This is a genomic window from Tistrella bauzanensis (assembly GCF_014636235.1).
Lineage (GTDB): Bacteria > Pseudomonadota > Alphaproteobacteria > Tistrellales > Tistrellaceae > Tistrella > Tistrella bauzanensis.
Genome location: NZ_BMDZ01000024.1, coordinates 25,386 through 40,968 on the forward strand (window position 1 = coordinate 25,386; position 15,583 = coordinate 40,968).

The window sequence follows — 15,583 nt, forward strand, 5'->3', positions numbered from 1 at the left end:
GACTTTCCCATGAACAATGACGTGCTCAATCTGTTCGGCTTCGGTTCGGGGGCGCAGTCCTTCGACGCGATCCGGATCTCCATCGCCAGCCCGGAGAAGATCCGGTCCTGGTCGTATGGCGAGGTCAAGAAGCCCGAGACGATCAACTACCGCACGTTCAAGCCCGAGCGGGACGGCCTGTTCTGCGCGCGCATCTTCGGTCCGATCAAGGACTATGAGTGCTTGTGCGGCAAGTACAAGCGCATGAAGCATCGCGGCATCGTCTGCGAGAAGTGCGGCGTCGAGGTCATTCAGGCCAAGGTGCGGCGCGAGCGCATGGGCCACATCGAACTGGCCTCGCCCGTTGCCCATATCTGGTTCCTGAAGTCGCTGCCGTCGCGCATCGGCCTGCTGCTCGACATGACGCTGAAGGACATCGAACGGGTTCTCTATTTCGAGAATTACGTGGTGATGGAACCCGGCCTCACGCCGCTCAAGCAGCATCAGCTGCTGACGGAAGAGCAGTTCATGCGGGCGCAGGAAGAATACGGTCCGGACAGCTTCCAGGCCGGCATCGGCGCCGAAGCCATCCGCGACATGCTGAAGCAGCTCGATCTCGACCGTGAAAGCGACGAGATGCGGGTGGAACTGGTCGAGACCAGTTCGGAAGCCAAGCGCAAGAAGCTGGTGAAGCGGCTGAAGCTTCTGGAGTCGTTCATCGAGTCGGAAAACCGGCCCGAGTGGATGATTCTTGAGGTCGTGCCGGTCATCCCGCCGGATCTGCGCCCGCTGGTGCCGCTGGATGGCGGCCGCTTCGCGACCTCGGACCTGAACGACCTGTACCGCCGGGTGATCAACCGCAACAACCGCCTGAAGCGGCTGCTGGAACTGCGCGCGCCCGACATCATCGTGCGCAACGAAAAGCGCATGCTGCAGGAAGCGGTCGACGCCCTGTTCGACAACGGCCGTCGCGGCCGCGTCATCACCGGCGCCAACAAGCGGCCGCTGAAGTCGCTGTCCGACATGCTGAAGGGCAAGCAGGGCCGGTTCCGTCAGAACCTGCTCGGCAAGCGCGTCGACTATTCGGGCCGGTCGGTCATCGTGGTGGGCCCGGAGCTGAAGCTCCATCAGTGCGGCCTGCCGAAGAAGATGGCGCTGGAACTGTTCAAGCCGTTCATCTACTCGAAGCTCGAACTCTATGGCCTCGCCACCACCATCAAGGCGGCGAAGCGCATGGTCGAGAAGGAGCGTCCGGAAGTCTGGGACGTTCTCGACGAGGTGATCCGCGAACATCCGGTGTTCCTGAACCGGGCACCGACCCTGCATCGCCTGGGCATTCAGGCGTTCGAGCCGGTGCTGATCGAAGGCAAGGCGATCCAGCTGCATCCGCTGGTGTGCTCGGCGTTCAATGCCGACTTCGACGGCGACCAGATGGCGGTGCACGTGCCGCTGTCGATCGAGGCGCAGCTCGAAGCCCGCGTGCTCATGATGTCGACCAACAACATCCTGAGTCCGGCCAACGGCAAGCCGATCATCGTGCCGTCGCAGGACATCGTGCTCGGGCTCTATTATCAGACCCAGGTCGGCGACAATGAACAGGGCGAGGGCATGACCTTCGCGGATGTGGGCGAGATCGATCAGGCGCTCGACGCCGGCGTGGTCAGCCTGCATGCCAAGATCCGCTGCCGTTATCGCACGGTCGACGACGACAACAACCCGATCACGGTCATCGTGGACGCGACCCCGGGCCGCATGCTGCTGTCCGAGATCCTGCCGCGGAACCCCCGGATCAAGTTCGATCTGATCAACCGGGTTCTGACCAAGAAGGAAATCACCAACGTCATCGATGCCGTCTACCGTCACTGCGGTCAGAAGGAAACGGTGATCTTCTGCGACCGGCTGATGGCGCTCGGCTTCCGCCGCGCGGCGCGCGCCGGCATCTCGTTCGGCAAGGACGACATGATCGTGCCGTCCGAGAAGGCGGAACTGGTCAGTGTCACCACCGAAGAGGTGAAGCAGTACGAGACCCAGTATCAGGAAGGCCTGATCACCAAGGGTGAGAAGTACAACAAGGTCGTCGATGCCTGGGCGAAGTGCACCGATCAGGTCGCGGACGCCATGATGCGGGTCATCTCGGGTCAGGGTCAGGAGGGGCCGGCCAAGAGCCCGCGCCACATGAACTCGATCTATATGATGGCGCATTCCGGTGCCCGTGGCTCGGCGGCCCAGATGAAGCAGCTTGCGGGTATGCGCGGCCTGATGGCCAAGCCCTCGGGCGAGATCATCGAGACGCCGATCATCGCGAACTTCAAAGAGGGCCTGTCGGTTCTCGAATACTTCAACTCCACCCATGGCGCACGTAAGGGCCTGGCCGATACGGCGCTCAAGACCGCGAACTCAGGATACCTCACCCGCCGTCTCGTCGATGTGGCGCAGGATTGCGTCATCACCGAGGAAGATTGCGGCACCGAGCAGGGACTGATGACCCGCGCCGTCATCGACGGTGGCGTGGTGATCGAGACCCTGTCCGATCGAATCCTGGGCCGGACCGCCGCTGAGGCCGTCACCCATCCCTCGACGGGTGCGGTGGTGGTCGCCGCCGGCGAACTGATCGACGAGGCGGTTGTCGAGCGCGTCGAGACCGCCGGTGTCGAGGCGATCCGCATCCGCTCGGTGCTGACCTGCGAGAGCGGGCACGGCGTCTGCGGCGCCTGCTATGGCCGCGATCTGGCCCGTGGCACCAAGGTGAACATCGGTGAGGCGGTCGGCGTCATCGCGGCGCAGTCGATCGGCGAGCCGGGCACGCAGCTCACCATGCGGACCTTCCATATCGGTGGCGCCGCCCAGCGTGGCGCGGTCGTGTCCAGCATCGAGACCAATTACGATGGCCGCGTGCAGGTGGTGAACCGCAACGTGGTCAAGGACAGCCAGGGTGCCCTGGTCGTCATGGCCCGTAACCTCGAAGTGGTGCTGCTGGCCGAGGACGGCCGCGAAAAGGCCCGCCACAAGGTGCCCTATGGTGGCCGTCTGTTCGTCGACGAGGGTCAGATGGTGACCGCCGGCCAGAAACTGGCCGATTGGGATCCGTATACGGTGCCGATCATCACCGAGACGACGGGTGTTGCGCATTACGTCGATCTGGTCGACAGCATCTCGCTGCTGGAACGGATGGACGAAGCCACCGGCATCGCCAACAAGGTGGTGATCGACTGGCGCCAGCAGCCCCGCGGTGCGGATCTGCGGCCGCGTATCACGCTGCGTGACGCGCAGGGTGAGGTTCTGACCCTGCCGAACGGCATGGAAGCCCGCTATTTCATGAGCGTGGATGCCGTGCTGTCGGTCGAGAACGGCCAGAAGGTGAATGCCGGCGACGTTCTGGCGCGTATCCCGCGCGAGAGCAGCAAGACGCGCGACATCACCGGTGGTCTGCCGCGCGTCGCCGAACTGTTCGAGGCCCGCAAGCCCAAGGATCATGCGGTCATCGCGGAAATCCAGGGTAAGGTGGAATTCGGTCGCGACTACAAGAGCAAGCGCCGCATCCTGATCGTGCCGGACGAGGCGGACCAGGAGGCGCGCGAGTATCTGGTGCCGAAGGGCAAGCATCTGACGGTCCAGGAAGGCGACTATGTCCGCCGCGGCGACCTGCTGATGGACGGCAACCCGGTGCCCCACGACATCCTGCGCGTGCTGGGTGTCGAGGAGCTGGCCTCCTATCTGATCAACGAGATCCAGGAGGTCTACCGGCTGCAGGGCGTGAAGATCAACGACAAGCACATCGAGGTGATCGTCCGCCAGATGCTGCAGAAGGTCGAGATCCTGGATCCGGGCGATACCACCTTCCTGCTCGGCGAGCAGGTCGACCGGTTCGAGTTCGACCAGATCAACAACCGCGTCCGCAACCGCAATGCCGAGCGGCTGCTGGGCGAGGGCGGCGAGCGTCTGCCCGACATGCGCGAAGCGCGTGCCGAGCCGGTGCTGCAGGGCATCACCAAGGCCTCGCTGCTGACCCGGTCGTTCATCTCCGCGGCCTCGTTCCAGGAAACCACCCGCGTGCTCACCGAGGCGGCCACGGCCGGCAAGATGGACACGCTGGACGGTCTGAAAGAGAACGTCATCGTCGGCCGCCTGATCCCGGCCGGCACCGGTGCTGCGGTCAATCGGCTGAAGTCGATCGCCGCCAACCGCGACAAGGCGCTGCTGGACAAGCACGGCCCGGAAGACGCCCCGCAGGCGCTGACTGCGGCCGACGTCTCCGGTGCTGCCGAGTGACGCACTGACAGTGACGCACTGACCCGGCCGGAAGGCCCATGACGCCCCGCAAGGGTGCCATGACCTGATCGAGGCGACCCCGCCTGCCCCCGACCCGTTCGGGCGGCCGGCGGGGTCGCTTCATGTGCGGGGCAGGCGCGGGGGCGGCGAAGACCGGGGCGGCGAGGACAGCCTGCATTGCGGATGACGCAGGGGGCGCATGCATCCGGAGGGTTGATGAGGGGGCCGGCGGGATTTATCCGGCGCCATTCCCGCACGATCCCTGAGGATTCCGCCAAGACCCGGAAACCCTTGCAGGTCAAGCCTTTTGGGGTTGACCAATGGAGGGGGCGCAACTAGTATGCGCGCTCACTTCGGGAGCTGGCGTGTGGGCTCCGAAGACGCTGCGTCTCTGACGCGGCACATCATACAGCACCGTCCATGCCGTAGGGGCCGGCGAAGACAGCCCCCGGAAGGCAAAGCCTTTTCCGAGCCGGCATTTGTGCCGTTGGCGGAAAAGAGGCTCTGCCCTCCGATCGTTTTTGTGTGGCCGCAAGGCCAAAAGTTTAGCGGGACCGATTGGATGCCCACAATCAATCAGCTGATCCGCAAGCCGCGCCTGGCGCCGGTGGATCGGAACAAGGTGCCTGCCCTTGAGGCATGCCCCCAGAAGCGTGGTGTCTGCACCCGCGTGTACACCACCACCCCGAAGAAGCCGAACTCGGCGCTTCGTAAGGTGGCGCGCGTGCGCCTGACCAACAGCTTCGAGGTCACGAGCTACATTCCGGGTGAAGGCCACAACCTTCAGGAACACTCGGTCGTGCTGATCCGCGGCGGTCGCGTCAAGGACCTTCCCGGCGTGCGCTACCACATCCTTCGCGGCACGCTGGATACCCAGGGCGTCAAGAATCGTCGTCAGCGTCGTTCGAAGTACGGCGCGAAGCGGCCGAAGTAATCCGGCCCAGGAGAGGTTGATCCCATGTCCCGTCGTCATGCCGCCGAAAAGCGTCAGATTCTTCCGGATCCGAAGTTCGGTGACGCCGTCGTCAGCAAGTTCATGAACGTGCTGATGTACGACGGCAAGAAGTCGGTCGCGGAAGCGATCGTCTACGGTGCCTTCGATCTGATCGAGCAGAAGACCCGCCAGGAAGGCGTGCGCGTTTTCCACGAGGCGCTCGACAATGTGCGCCCCTCGGTCGAGGTGAAGAGCCGCCGTGTCGGTGGCGCCACCTATCAGGTGCCGGTCGAGGTTCGCCCCGATCGCGCCCAGGCCCTGTCCATCCGCTGGCTGATCGCCGCCGCCCGCAATCGTTCCGAGAACACTGCGGTCGAGCGTCTCGCCGGTGAACTGCTCGATGCCGCGCAGAGCCGTGGCACCGCAATCAAGAAGCGTGAAGATACCCACCGCATGGCGGACGCCAACAAGGCGTTCTCGCATTATCGCTGGTAACGGGTCGGCCGTCTCTTAAACCCCCAGTTTCCTGGACGCGAACATGGCACGCACGACGCCCATCGAGGCCTACCGCAACATCGGCATCATGGCGCACATCGATGCCGGCAAGACGACGACGACCGAGCGCATCCTCTATTACACCGGCCGGTCCCACAAGATCGGTGAGGTGCACGAGGGTGCGGCCACGATGGACTGGATGGAACAGGAGCAGGAGCGCGGCATCACCATCACGTCGGCCGCGACGACCTGCTACTGGAACGACCATCGGATCAACATCATCGACACCCCGGGCCACGTTGACTTCACCATCGAGGTGGAGCGTTCGCTCCGCGTTCTCGACGGCGCGGTCGCCGTGTTCGACAGTGTCGCGGGCGTTGAGCCGCAGTCGGAAACGGTGTGGCGCCAGGCGGACAAGTATCGGGTTCCGCGCATCTGCTTCGTCAATAAGATGGATCGGATGGGTGCCAACTTCTACCGCTGCGTCGACATGATGGTCGACCGGCTTGGCGCCGTGCCTCTGGTCCTCAGCCTGCCGATCGGTTCCGAGGCGGAATATGCCGGCATCGTCGATCTGATCAAGATGAAGGCGATCGTCTGGAAGGACGAGAACCTCGGCGCCGAATTCGAAGAGCGCGACATCCCGGCCGACATGGCCGACCGCGCGGAAGAGTACCGGCAGAAGCTGGTCGAAACCGCGGTCGAAGCCGATGACGACGTGATGGAAGCCTATCTTGACGGCAACGAGCCCGACATCGCCACGCTGAAGCGCTGCGTCCGCAAGGGCACACTGGCGCGTCAGTTCGTGCCGGTGATCAACGGGTCGGCCTTCAAGAACAAGGGCGTCCAGCCGCTGCTCGACTCGGTCATCGACTATCTGCCGTCGCCGACCGACGTGCCGCCGGTGACCGGTACCGCCGTGGACGACCCTGAGGTCGTCATGACCCGTGAGAGCCGCGACGATGTGCCGTTCTCGGCGCTGGCCTTCAAGATCATGTCGGACCCCTTCGTTGGCTCGCTGACCTATATCCGGATCTATTCGGGTGTGGTCGAGAGCGGTTCCTATGTGCTCAACACCGTCAAGGGTGACCGCGAGCGCGTCGGCCGCATGCTGCTGATGCATGCCAACAGCCGTGAAGACGTCAAGGAAGCCCGTGCGGGCGACATCGTGGCGCTCTGCGGCATGAAGGGCACCACCACCGGTGACACCATCTGCGCCGCGGACGCCAAGATCATCCTGGAGCGCATGGAGTTCCCGGATCCGGTGATCGAGGTTGCGGTCGAGCCGAAGACCAAGAGCGACCAGGAGAAGATGGGCCTCGCCCTGTCGCGTCTGGCGCAGGAGGATCCGTCCTTCCGCGTGTCGACCGACGAGGAGAGCGGCCAGACCGTGATCAAGGGGATGGGTGAACTCCATCTCGAGATCATCGTCGATCGCATGCGCCGCGAGTTCAAGGTCGAGGCGAATGTCGGTCAGCCGCAGGTGGCCTATCGCGAGCGGTTCGGCCAGGCGGTGGAAGTCGACTACACCCACAAGAAGCAGACCGGCGGTTCCGGTCAGTTTGCGCGGGTGAAGCTGAAGTTCGAGCCGACCGAGGGTGCCGAAGGCTTCGTGTTCACCAACAAGATCGTCGGCGGTTCGGTGCCGCGCGAATACGTGCCCGGCGTCCAGAAGGGCATCGAGTCCTGCCTGGGCAGCGGCGTGATCGCGGGCTTCCCGGTGGTCGACCTGCAGGCTCAGCTGATCGACGGCGCCTATCATGACGTCGACAGCTCGGTGCTGGCCTTCGAAATCGCCGCGCGGGCTGCATTCCGCGAGGCCATGGCGAAGAGCCGCCCGGTGCTGCTTGAGCCGATCATGAAGGTCGAGGTCGTCACCCCTGACGATTACATGGGCGACATCATCGGCGATCTGAACAGCCGCCGTGGTCAGGTCACCAGCATGGACAGTCGCGGCAATGCCCGCGTCGTGAATGCCATGGTGCCGCTGTCCAGCATGTTCGGTTATGTGAACCAGCTGCGCTCCATGTCGCAGGGTCGCGCCCAGTACACGATGCAGTTTGACCATTACGAGCCGGTTCCGCAGCACCTTGCGGACGAAGTGAAGACGAAGTTCGCGGGCTGATCCGCGGCTCATCGACCGGTTTGAGATAGTTTGGAAAGACGGAGACGAAGGCCATGGGTAAGGAAAAGTTCGAGCGCAGCAAGCCGCACGTGAACATCGGCACGATCGGTCACGTGGACCATGGCAAGACGACGCTGACCGCTGCGATCACGAAGGTTCTGGCGCTGACCGGTGGTGCGACCTACACGTCGTACGACTCGATCGACAAGGCGCCGGAAGAGAAGGAACGCGGCATCACGATCAACACCGCACATGTCGAGTATCAGACGGCGAACCGTCATTACGCGCATGTGGATTGCCCGGGCCATGCCGACTACGTGAAGAACATGATCACGGGTGCGGCGCAGATGGACGGCGCGATCCTGGTCGTGTCGGCGGCGGACGGCCCGATGCCGCAGACCCGCGAGCACATCCTGCTGGCGCGTCAGGTCGGCGTTCCGGCGCTTGTCGTGTTCATGAACAAGGTCGATCAGGTCGACGACGAGGAGCTTCTGGAGCTGGTGGACATGGAAGTCCGCGAGCTGCTGTCGAGCTATGATTTCCCCGGCGACGACATTCCGATCATCATGGGCTCGGCGCTTGCCGCCATCGAAGGCCGTGACCCGGCGATCGGTGCCGACAAGATCCTTGAGCTGATGCGCGCGGTCGACGAATACATCCCGACCCCGGATCGCCCGAAGGATCAGCCGTTCCTGATGCCGATCGAGGACGTGTTCTCGATCTCGGGTCGCGGCACGGTGGTGACCGGTCGTATCGAGCGCGGCATCGTGAAGGTCGGCGAGGAAGTGTCGATCGTGGGTCTGCGTGACACCACGAAGACGACGGTGACCGGCGTCGAGATGTTCCGCAAGCTGCTGGATCAGGGCGAGGCCGGCGACAATGTGGGCGTGCTGCTGCGCGGCACGAAGCGTGAGGATGTGGAGCGCGGCCAGGTTCTGGCCAAGCCGAACACGATCACCCCGCACACCGAGTTCGCGGCGGAAGCCTATATCCTGACCAAGGAAGAAGGCGGGCGTCACACCCCGTTCTTCACCAACTACCGTCCGCAGTTCTACTTCCGGACCACGGACGTGACCGGCGTGATCACGCTGCCGGAAGGCACCGAGATGGTCATGCCCGGCGACAACGTGTCGGTCATGGTCAAGCTGATCTCGCCGATCGCCATGGATGAGGGCCTGCGCTTCGCGATCCGCGAAGGTGGCCGCACCGTCGGCGCCGGCGTCGTCGCCAAGGTCATCGCCTGATCAACAGCGAGATGTGCAGCCGGTACAGCCGTGGCGGTATGTAGGCCGCGATGGCGCACCGGCTGCCAGTTCCCTGACGCCACGAGCGCCCGGCCGGTCCGCCCGGCGGGCCGGTCTCTTGTAAGGACGCGCGGCGCTGCGGCACCCCGGACTCATCCGGCAGGTCGCACCGCCGAGGCCAAGGTAAGAAGCCCATGATGGAAGGCCAGAACATTCGCATCCGCCTGAAGGCGTTCGATCATCGCGTGCTCGATCAGTCGACCCGCGAGATCGTGAACACCGCCAAGCGGACCGGCGCGAGCGTGCGGGGCCCGATCCCGCTGCCCACCGAGATCGAGCGCTTCACGGTTCTCCGTTCGCCGCACATCGACAAGAAGTCGCGCGAGCAGTTCGAGATCCGGACGCACAAGCGCCTGCTCGACATCGTCGAGCCGACCCCGCAGACCGTCGATGCTTTGATGAAGCTCGACCTTGCGGCCGGCGTCGATGTCGAGATCAAGCTCTGAGGGGGTAACGCCAGATGCGTACTGGAGTCATCGCCCGCAAGCTCGGGATGACGCGCGTTTTCGACCAGGCCGGCATTCACATTCCCGTGACCGTTCTGAAGCTCGACAACGTCCAGGTCGTCGCACACCGCACCGAGGCAACTGACGGCTACAACGCCGTTCAGGTCGGTTACGGTGCGGCGAAGGTCAAGAACGTTTCCAAGCCGCAGCGCGGCCATTTCGCCAAGGCGAAGGTCGAGCCCAAGCTGAAGCTCGCCGAATTCCGGGTCACGGGCGACGCCCTGCCGGATGTCGGCGCCGAAATCGGTGCCAACCACTTCGTTCCCGGCCAGTTCGTGGACGCGGTCGGCACCTCGGTCGGTAAGGGCTTCGCCGGCGCCATGAAGCGTCACAATTTCGGCGGTCTTCGCGCCACCCACGGCGTGTCGGTCTCGCACCGCTCGCATGGTTCGACCGGTAACCGTCAGGATCCGGGCCGTACCTTCAAGGGCAAGAAGATGGCCGGCCATATGGGCGCGCGCCGCGTGACCGTGCAGAATCTGCGCGTCACCGTCGTCGACGCCAACCGGGGCCTGGTGCTGGTTGAAGGCGCCATCCCGGGTTCGGCCGGTTCCTATGTGCTGCTGCGCGACGCCGTCAAGAAGGCGCTGCCCGAGAGTGCGCCGTTCCCGGCGGGCCTGAAGGTTGCGTCTCCGGTGGCCGAGGCGGCTGCCGAGACCACGGAAGGCTGAGGGCCGAGCGATGGATGTGAAGGTCATTACCCTCGATAACGAGGACGCCGGCACGATCGCGCTGGCAGACGAGGTGTTCGGTCTCCCGGCCCGCGTCGATATCCTGCACCGGATGGTGCGCTACCAGCTCGCCAAGCGGCGCGCCGGTACGCATCAGGTGAAGACGATCTCCGATATCGCCGGGTCGACGGCGAAGATCTATCGCCAGAAGGGCACCGGCCGCGCGCGGCACGGCGCCAAGCGGGCGAATATCTTCCGCGGCGGTGCGACGGTTCACGGTCCTGTGAATCGCAGCCACGCCCACGACCTGCCGAAGAAGGTGCGTCGCCTGGCGCTGAAGACCGCGCTGTCGGTGAAGGCCATGGGTGGCAAGCTGGTGGTGGTCGACGACCTGAAGGCCGACGACGCCAAGACCAAGGCCCTGGTGGCACGTCTCGAGAAGGCCGGTCTCTGCCACTCGACGCTGTTCATCGGCGGCACCGAGGTCGACCAGGGCTTCCGCCTTGCGGCCCGCAACCTGATCGGCATCGATGTGTTGCCGAGCCAGGGCGCGAATGTTTACGACATCCTGCGCCGCGACACCCTGGTGCTGTCGCGCGCCGCGGTCGAGAGCCTGGAGGCGCGGCTGAAATGAACCCGGAGCGGATGTACGACATCATCCTGAGCCCGGTCGTCACCGAGAAGTCGACCATGGGTTCAGAGCATGATCAGGTGACGTTCCGCGTCACCCTGGATGCGACCAAGCCCGAGATCAAGCAGGCCGTCGAACACCTGTTCAATGTCAAGGTGAAGGCGGTCAACACCCTGGTTCAGGCCGGCAAGGCCAAGCGGTTTCGCGGCCGTCCGGGGCGTCGCTCGGATTTCAAGAAGGCGATCGTCACCCTGGTCGAAGGCCAGCAGATCGATCTGACGGCGGGGATCTGAACCGATGGCTTTGAAGGCATACAAGCCGACTTCGCCCGGCCGGCGTCAGCTGGTTCTGGTCGATCGCTCGGAACTCTGGAAGGGCAAGCCGGTCAAGGCATTGACCGAAGGCCTGACCAAGTCGGGCGGCCGTAACAACACCGGTCGCATCACCTCGTTCCAGGTTGGCGGCGGCCACAAGCGCCGCTATCGTCTGGTCGACTTCAAGCGTCGCAAGTGGGACGTCGAGGCGACCGTCACGCGCCTGGAATATGACCCGAACCGGACCGCGTTCATCGCGCTGGTCGAGTACACCGACGGCGAGCAGGCCTATATCCTGGCCCCGCAGCGCCTGAAGGTGGGCGACAAGGTCGTCGCCGGCTCGAAGGTCGATGTGCGCCCGGGCAATGCGATGCCGCTGACGTCGATCCCCGTCGGCACGATCGTTCACAATGTCGAGCTGAAGGCCGGCAAGGGTGGACAGATCGCGCGCTCGGCCGGCACCTATGTGCAGGTCGTCGGCAAGGACGGCAACTACGTCATGCTGCGCATGGCGTCGGGCGAGCAGCGCATGGTTCGCGCCGAATGCATGGCCACCATCGGTGCCGTGTCGAACCCCGACCATCAGAACATCAGCTTGGGCAAGGCCGGTCGTTCGCGGTGGATGGGTCGTCGTCCGGTCGTCCGTGGTGTGGCGATGAACCCGGTTGATCATCCCCATGGTGGTGGCGAAGGCCGCACCTCGGGTGGTCGTCATCCGGTCACCCCGTGGGGCAAGCCGACCAAGGGCAAGCGCACCCGCAATAACAAGGCGACGGACAAGTTTATCGTCCGCCGTCGTAAGCCTTAAGGTCTGGAGGAGTACGACTGTGCCCCGTTCGGTTTGGAAAGGCCCGTTTGTCGACGGGTACCTGCTGAAGAAGGCCGACACGCTGCACACCTCCGGCCGCAAGGAGGTGATTCGCATCTGGTCGCGCCGCTCGACCGTCCTGCCCCAGTTTGTGGGCTTGACCTTTGGGGTCTATAACGGGCACAAGTTCCTGCCCGTGCTTGTCTCCGAGGACATGGTCGGTCATAAGTTCGGCGAGTTCGCGCCCACCCGCACGTTCTACGGCCACGCCGCGGACAAGAAGGCCAAGAGGAAGTAACCATGGGCAAGCCAAGTGCCGAGCGTCGGGTGTCCGACAACGAGGCGCGCGCGGTGTCGGCGATGCTGCGCGTGAGCCCGCGCAAGCTCAACACCGTTGCCGAGCTGATCCGTGGTCGGAGCGTCGAGTCGGCGCTGGCTGCGCTGACCTTCTCGCGCCGCCGGATCTCGAACGACGTGATGAAGACCCTGCAGTCGGCCGTCGCCAACGCGGAAAACAATCACGAGCTGGACGTCGACCGTCTGTTCATCGCCGAAGCCTTCGTTGGCAAGGCGCTGGTCATGAAGCGTTTCAGCGCCCGCGCCCGCGGTCGAGTGGGACGGGTCGAGAAGCCTTTCAGCCAGCTGACCGTGGTGGTCCGTGAGCGCGAGGAGCAGGACTAATGGGTCATAAGGTCAATCCCATCGGGCTCCGGCTCGGGATCATCCGTACCTGGGATAGCCGCTGGTACGCTGATGACAATTATGCGGATCTGCTTCAGGAAGACCTGCGCCTGCGCAAGTACCTGAAGAACCGCCTGAAGAACGCCGGCGTGTCGGGCATCGTGATCGAGCGTGCTGCGCAGAAGGTGCGCATCACCCTCAACAGCGCGCGGCCCGGCGTGATCATCGGCAAGAAGGGCGCCGATATCGACAAGCTGAAGGCCGATGTCGGCAAGCTGGTCAAGGGCGAGGTTCATCTGAACATCGCCGAGGTCCGCAAGCCCGAACTCGACGCCACCCTGGTGGCGGAGAACATCGCCCAGCAGCTGGAACGCCGCGTGGCGTTCCGCCGGGCAATGAAGCGTGCCGTGCAGTCGGCGATGCGTCTGGGTGCCGAAGGCATCCGCATCACCTGCAGCGGCCGCCTGGGCGGCGCAGAGATTGCCCGCACGGAATGGTACCGCGAAGGTCGGGTGCCGCTGCATACGCTGCGCGCCGACATCGATTATGGCCAGGCGACCGCCTTCACCACCTATGGCACATGCGGTGTCAAGGTCTGGGTGTTCAAGGGCGAAGTGCTGAGCCGCGATCCGCTGGCGGCGGAAGCCGAGCGTCGTGAGACGCGGGCGTCCCGCTGATCCGGCGGCGATCAGCTTAGTGAGAAAGGCTGGAACTTATGCTGAGTCCGAAGCGGACGAAATATCGCAAGGCGCATAAGGGCCGCATCCACGGTGACGCCAAGGGCGGTACGGCGCTGAATTTCGGCGCCTATGGCCTGAAGGCGATGGAGCCCGGTCGGTTGACGGCGCGGCAGATCGAGGCGACCCGTCGCGCGATCACCCGCCACATCCGCCGTGTCGGTCGCGTGTGGGTGCGTGTGTTCCCCGACGTGCCGGTTTCGAAGAAGCCGGCCGAGGTGCGCATGGGTAAGGGTAAGGGCGCTCCGGAATTCTGGATGGCCCGCGTGAAGCCTGGTCGCGTGATGTTCGAACTGGACGGTGTCCCCGCCGAGCTGGCCCGTGAGGCCTTCGAGCGTGGTGCCGCGAAGCTGCCGATCCGCACCCGCGTGATCCAGCGCATCGGTGTGGAGGGCTGAGGCCATGAAGGCTGAGGAACTGCGCGTGAAGTCGGGCACCGAGCTTTCGACCATGCTGCTGCAGCTGAAGAAGGAGCAGTTCAATCTGCGCTTTCAGCAGGCGGGCGGTCAGCTCGACAACACTGCCCGGGTGCGCGAGGTCCGTCGCGACATCGCCCGGATCAAGACCGTGATCGGCCAGCAGGCCGCATCTGCGGCGAAGGAGTGATCAGATGCCCAAGCGTATCCTCCAGGGCGTCGTGGTAAGCGACAAGGGCGACAAGACGATCATCGTCAAGGTCGAGCGTCGCTTCCAGCACCCGATCTACAAGAAGTTCATCCGCCGCAGCAAGAAGTACGCCGCGCATGATGAGGACAACCGGTTCAAGGCCGGCGACAACGTCCGCATCATCGAGTCGGCGCCGATCTCCAAGCGGAAGCGCTGGACGGTCGTCGTCGAAGGCGAATGAGCCCGGCCCCTGCTGATTAAGGAACGGTCCTGTGATCCAGACCGAAACCAATCTGGAAGTGGCGGACAACAGCGGCGCCCGGCGTGTGCAGTGCATCCGCGTGCTCGGCGGTTCCCGCCGCCGCGTTGCCCGTGTCGGCGACGTGATCGTCGTCTCCGTGAAGGAGGCGATTCCGCGTGGTAAGGTGAAGAAGGGCGACGTCCACCGTGCGGTGGTCGTTCGTACCGCCAAGGAGCTTCGTCGTCCGGACGGCACCGCCATCCGCTTCGACCGCAATGCCGCCGTGCTGATCAACAAGCATGGCGAGCCGATCGGGACCCGTATCTTCGGCCCGGTTACCCGCGAGCTCCGCGGCAAGAAGTTCATGAAGATCATCTCTCTGGCCCCCGAGGTCCTCTAATGGCAGCCAAGATCAAGAAAGGCGACAACGTCGTCGTTTTGACCGGGCGCGACAAGGGCAAGGCCGGGACGGTGACGCGGGTTCTCCCCAAGGAGGACCGCGTCTATGTCCAGGGCGTGAACCTCGTCAAGCGGCACACCGCTCCGAAGCCGGGTAGCCCCGGCGGTATTCTGGAGAAGGAAGCCGCGCTGCACCTGTCGAACGTCGCGATCGCCGACCCCAAGGACGGCAAGCCGACCCGCGTCGGTTTCTCCACGCTCGAAGATGGACGCAAGGTGCGAGTCGCCAAGCGTTCCGGCGAGCAGATCGATCGTTGACGGCGGAGCAGCCCAGCATGGCACGCTTGTACGAGTATTATGTGAATGAGGTTCGCGGCCAGCTGCGTGAGCAGTTCGGTTACGCGAACGTCATGGAGATCCCCCGTCTCGAGAAGATCGTCCTGAATGTGGGCGTCGGCGAGGCGGTGTCGGATCAGAAGAAGATCACCGGCGTCGTGACCGACCTGACCAAGATCACGGGTCAGCGGCCGGTCGTGACCCGCGCGAAGAAGTCGATCGCCGGCTTCAAGCTGCGCGAGGACATGGCGGTTGGCGTGAAGGTCACCCTTCGCCGCGACCGCATGTACGAGTTTCTTGATCGTCTCGTCACCATCGCTCTGCCGCGCGTCCGCGACTTCCGCGGGCTGAACGGCAAGTCGTTCGACGGGCGTGGCAACTATGCCATGGGCCTCAAAGAGCAGATCGTCTTCCCGGAAATCGAGTACGACAAGGTCGATACCGTCCGGGGTATGGACATCGTCTTCGCGACGACGGCCAAGACGGATGCCGAGGCGAAGGCGCTTCTTGCCGCCTTCCAGATGCCCTTCGTGAACTGAGCAACGGC

General features: G+C 64.3%; 19 protein-coding genes. All 19 read left to right on the forward strand.

The window, feature by feature from the left end; translation table 11 throughout:
• Positions 1-9: 9 nt before the first annotated feature.
• The 19 genes from rpoC (at position 10) to rplE (ending at position 15,575) form a co-directional block, all read left to right on the forward strand.
• Positions 10-4,248, forward strand: a complete 4,239-nt coding sequence (rpoC, locus tag IEW15_RS11445; protein ID WP_188577936.1) for a DNA-directed RNA polymerase subunit beta' — start codon at positions 10-12, stop codon at positions 4,246-4,248.
• Between the two features lie 562 nt (positions 4,249-4,810).
• Complete coding sequence (rpsL, locus tag IEW15_RS11450; protein ID WP_014746152.1) at positions 4,811-5,182, forward strand: 30S ribosomal protein S12; 372 nt, start codon at positions 4,811-4,813, stop codon at positions 5,180-5,182.
• 24 nt (positions 5,183-5,206) lie between these two features.
• On the forward strand, positions 5,207-5,677 hold the full coding sequence (rpsG, locus tag IEW15_RS11455; RefSeq protein WP_188577939.1) for a 30S ribosomal protein S7: 471 nt from the start codon (positions 5,207-5,209) through the stop codon (positions 5,675-5,677).
• Between the two features lie 43 nt (positions 5,678-5,720).
• Positions 5,721-7,802 carry an elongation factor G gene (fusA, locus tag IEW15_RS11460; protein ID WP_188577942.1) on the forward strand — a complete coding sequence of 694 codons (2,082 nt, stop codon included), beginning with the start codon at positions 5,721-5,723 and terminating at the stop codon, positions 7,800-7,802.
• Positions 7,803-7,855: 53 nt separating this feature from the next.
• Complete coding sequence (tuf, locus tag IEW15_RS11465; protein WP_188577943.1) at positions 7,856-9,046, forward strand: elongation factor Tu; 1,191 nt, start codon at positions 7,856-7,858, stop codon at positions 9,044-9,046.
• A 197-nt stretch (positions 9,047-9,243) separates the two neighbouring features.
• Positions 9,244-9,552 (forward strand): 30S ribosomal protein S10, encoded by a 309-nt coding sequence (gene rpsJ, locus IEW15_RS11470; protein ID WP_041606294.1) that lies wholly within the window; start codon positions 9,244-9,246, stop codon positions 9,550-9,552.
• Positions 9,553-9,566: 14 nt separating this feature from the next.
• The gene (rplC, locus tag IEW15_RS11475; RefSeq protein WP_188577945.1) at positions 9,567-10,283 is read left to right on the forward strand and encodes a 50S ribosomal protein L3; all 717 of its coding nucleotides are present in this window, start codon (positions 9,567-9,569) and stop codon (positions 10,281-10,283) included.
• Positions 10,284-10,293: 10 nt separating this feature from the next.
• Entirely contained in the window at positions 10,294-10,917 is a 624-nt protein-coding gene (gene rplD, locus IEW15_RS11480; protein WP_188577947.1) for a 50S ribosomal protein L4, read from the forward strand.
• Positions 10,914-11,207, forward strand: a complete 294-nt coding sequence (locus IEW15_RS11485) for a 50S ribosomal protein L23 (protein WP_188577949.1) — start codon at positions 10,914-10,916, stop codon at positions 11,205-11,207. The genes rplD and IEW15_RS11485 overlap by 4 nt, the downstream gene beginning before the upstream one ends.
• Positions 11,208-11,211: 4 nt before the next feature.
• Positions 11,212-12,036: a 50S ribosomal protein L2 gene (rplB, locus tag IEW15_RS11490; protein WP_188577951.1), complete on the forward strand. Its 825-nt coding sequence runs from the start codon at positions 11,212-11,214 to the stop codon at positions 12,034-12,036.
• 19 nt (positions 12,037-12,055) lie between these two features.
• The gene (rpsS, locus tag IEW15_RS11495; protein WP_188577953.1) at positions 12,056-12,334 is read left to right on the forward strand and encodes a 30S ribosomal protein S19; all 279 of its coding nucleotides are present in this window, start codon (positions 12,056-12,058) and stop codon (positions 12,332-12,334) included.
• Positions 12,335-12,336: 2 nt separating this feature from the next.
• Positions 12,337-12,717, forward strand: a complete 381-nt coding sequence (gene rplV / locus IEW15_RS11500; protein ID WP_188577955.1) for a 50S ribosomal protein L22 — start codon at positions 12,337-12,339, stop codon at positions 12,715-12,717.
• Entirely contained in the window at positions 12,717-13,394 is a 678-nt protein-coding gene (rpsC, locus tag IEW15_RS11505; RefSeq protein ID WP_188577957.1) for a 30S ribosomal protein S3, read from the forward strand. Before rplV ends, rpsC begins: the two co-directional genes overlap by 1 nt.
• A 38-nt stretch (positions 13,395-13,432) precedes the next feature.
• A complete protein-coding gene (gene rplP, locus IEW15_RS11510; RefSeq protein ID WP_188577959.1) occupies positions 13,433-13,852 on the forward strand; it encodes a 50S ribosomal protein L16 in 420 nt (139 codons plus the stop codon).
• Between the two features lie 4 nt (positions 13,853-13,856).
• Positions 13,857-14,060 carry a 50S ribosomal protein L29 gene (gene rpmC / locus IEW15_RS11515; protein WP_188577962.1) on the forward strand — a complete coding sequence of 68 codons (204 nt, stop codon included), beginning with the start codon at positions 13,857-13,859 and terminating at the stop codon, positions 14,058-14,060.
• A gap of 4 nt (positions 14,061-14,064) precedes the next feature.
• Positions 14,065-14,301: a 30S ribosomal protein S17 gene (gene rpsQ / locus IEW15_RS11520; protein WP_188577964.1), complete on the forward strand. Its 237-nt coding sequence runs from the start codon at positions 14,065-14,067 to the stop codon at positions 14,299-14,301.
• Positions 14,302-14,332: 31 nt separating this feature from the next.
• The gene (gene rplN, locus IEW15_RS11525) at positions 14,333-14,701 is read left to right on the forward strand and encodes a 50S ribosomal protein L14 (protein WP_188577966.1); all 369 of its coding nucleotides are present in this window, start codon (positions 14,333-14,335) and stop codon (positions 14,699-14,701) included.
• Complete coding sequence (gene rplX, locus IEW15_RS11530; RefSeq protein WP_188577968.1) at positions 14,701-15,018, forward strand: 50S ribosomal protein L24; 318 nt, start codon at positions 14,701-14,703, stop codon at positions 15,016-15,018. The genes rplN and rplX overlap by 1 nt, the downstream gene beginning before the upstream one ends.
• A 17-nt stretch (positions 15,019-15,035) precedes the next feature.
• Positions 15,036-15,575 carry a 50S ribosomal protein L5 gene (rplE, locus tag IEW15_RS11535; RefSeq protein WP_188577970.1) on the forward strand — a complete coding sequence of 180 codons (540 nt, stop codon included), beginning with the start codon at positions 15,036-15,038 and terminating at the stop codon, positions 15,573-15,575.
• The last annotated feature ends 8 nt before the right edge of the window (positions 15,576-15,583 follow it).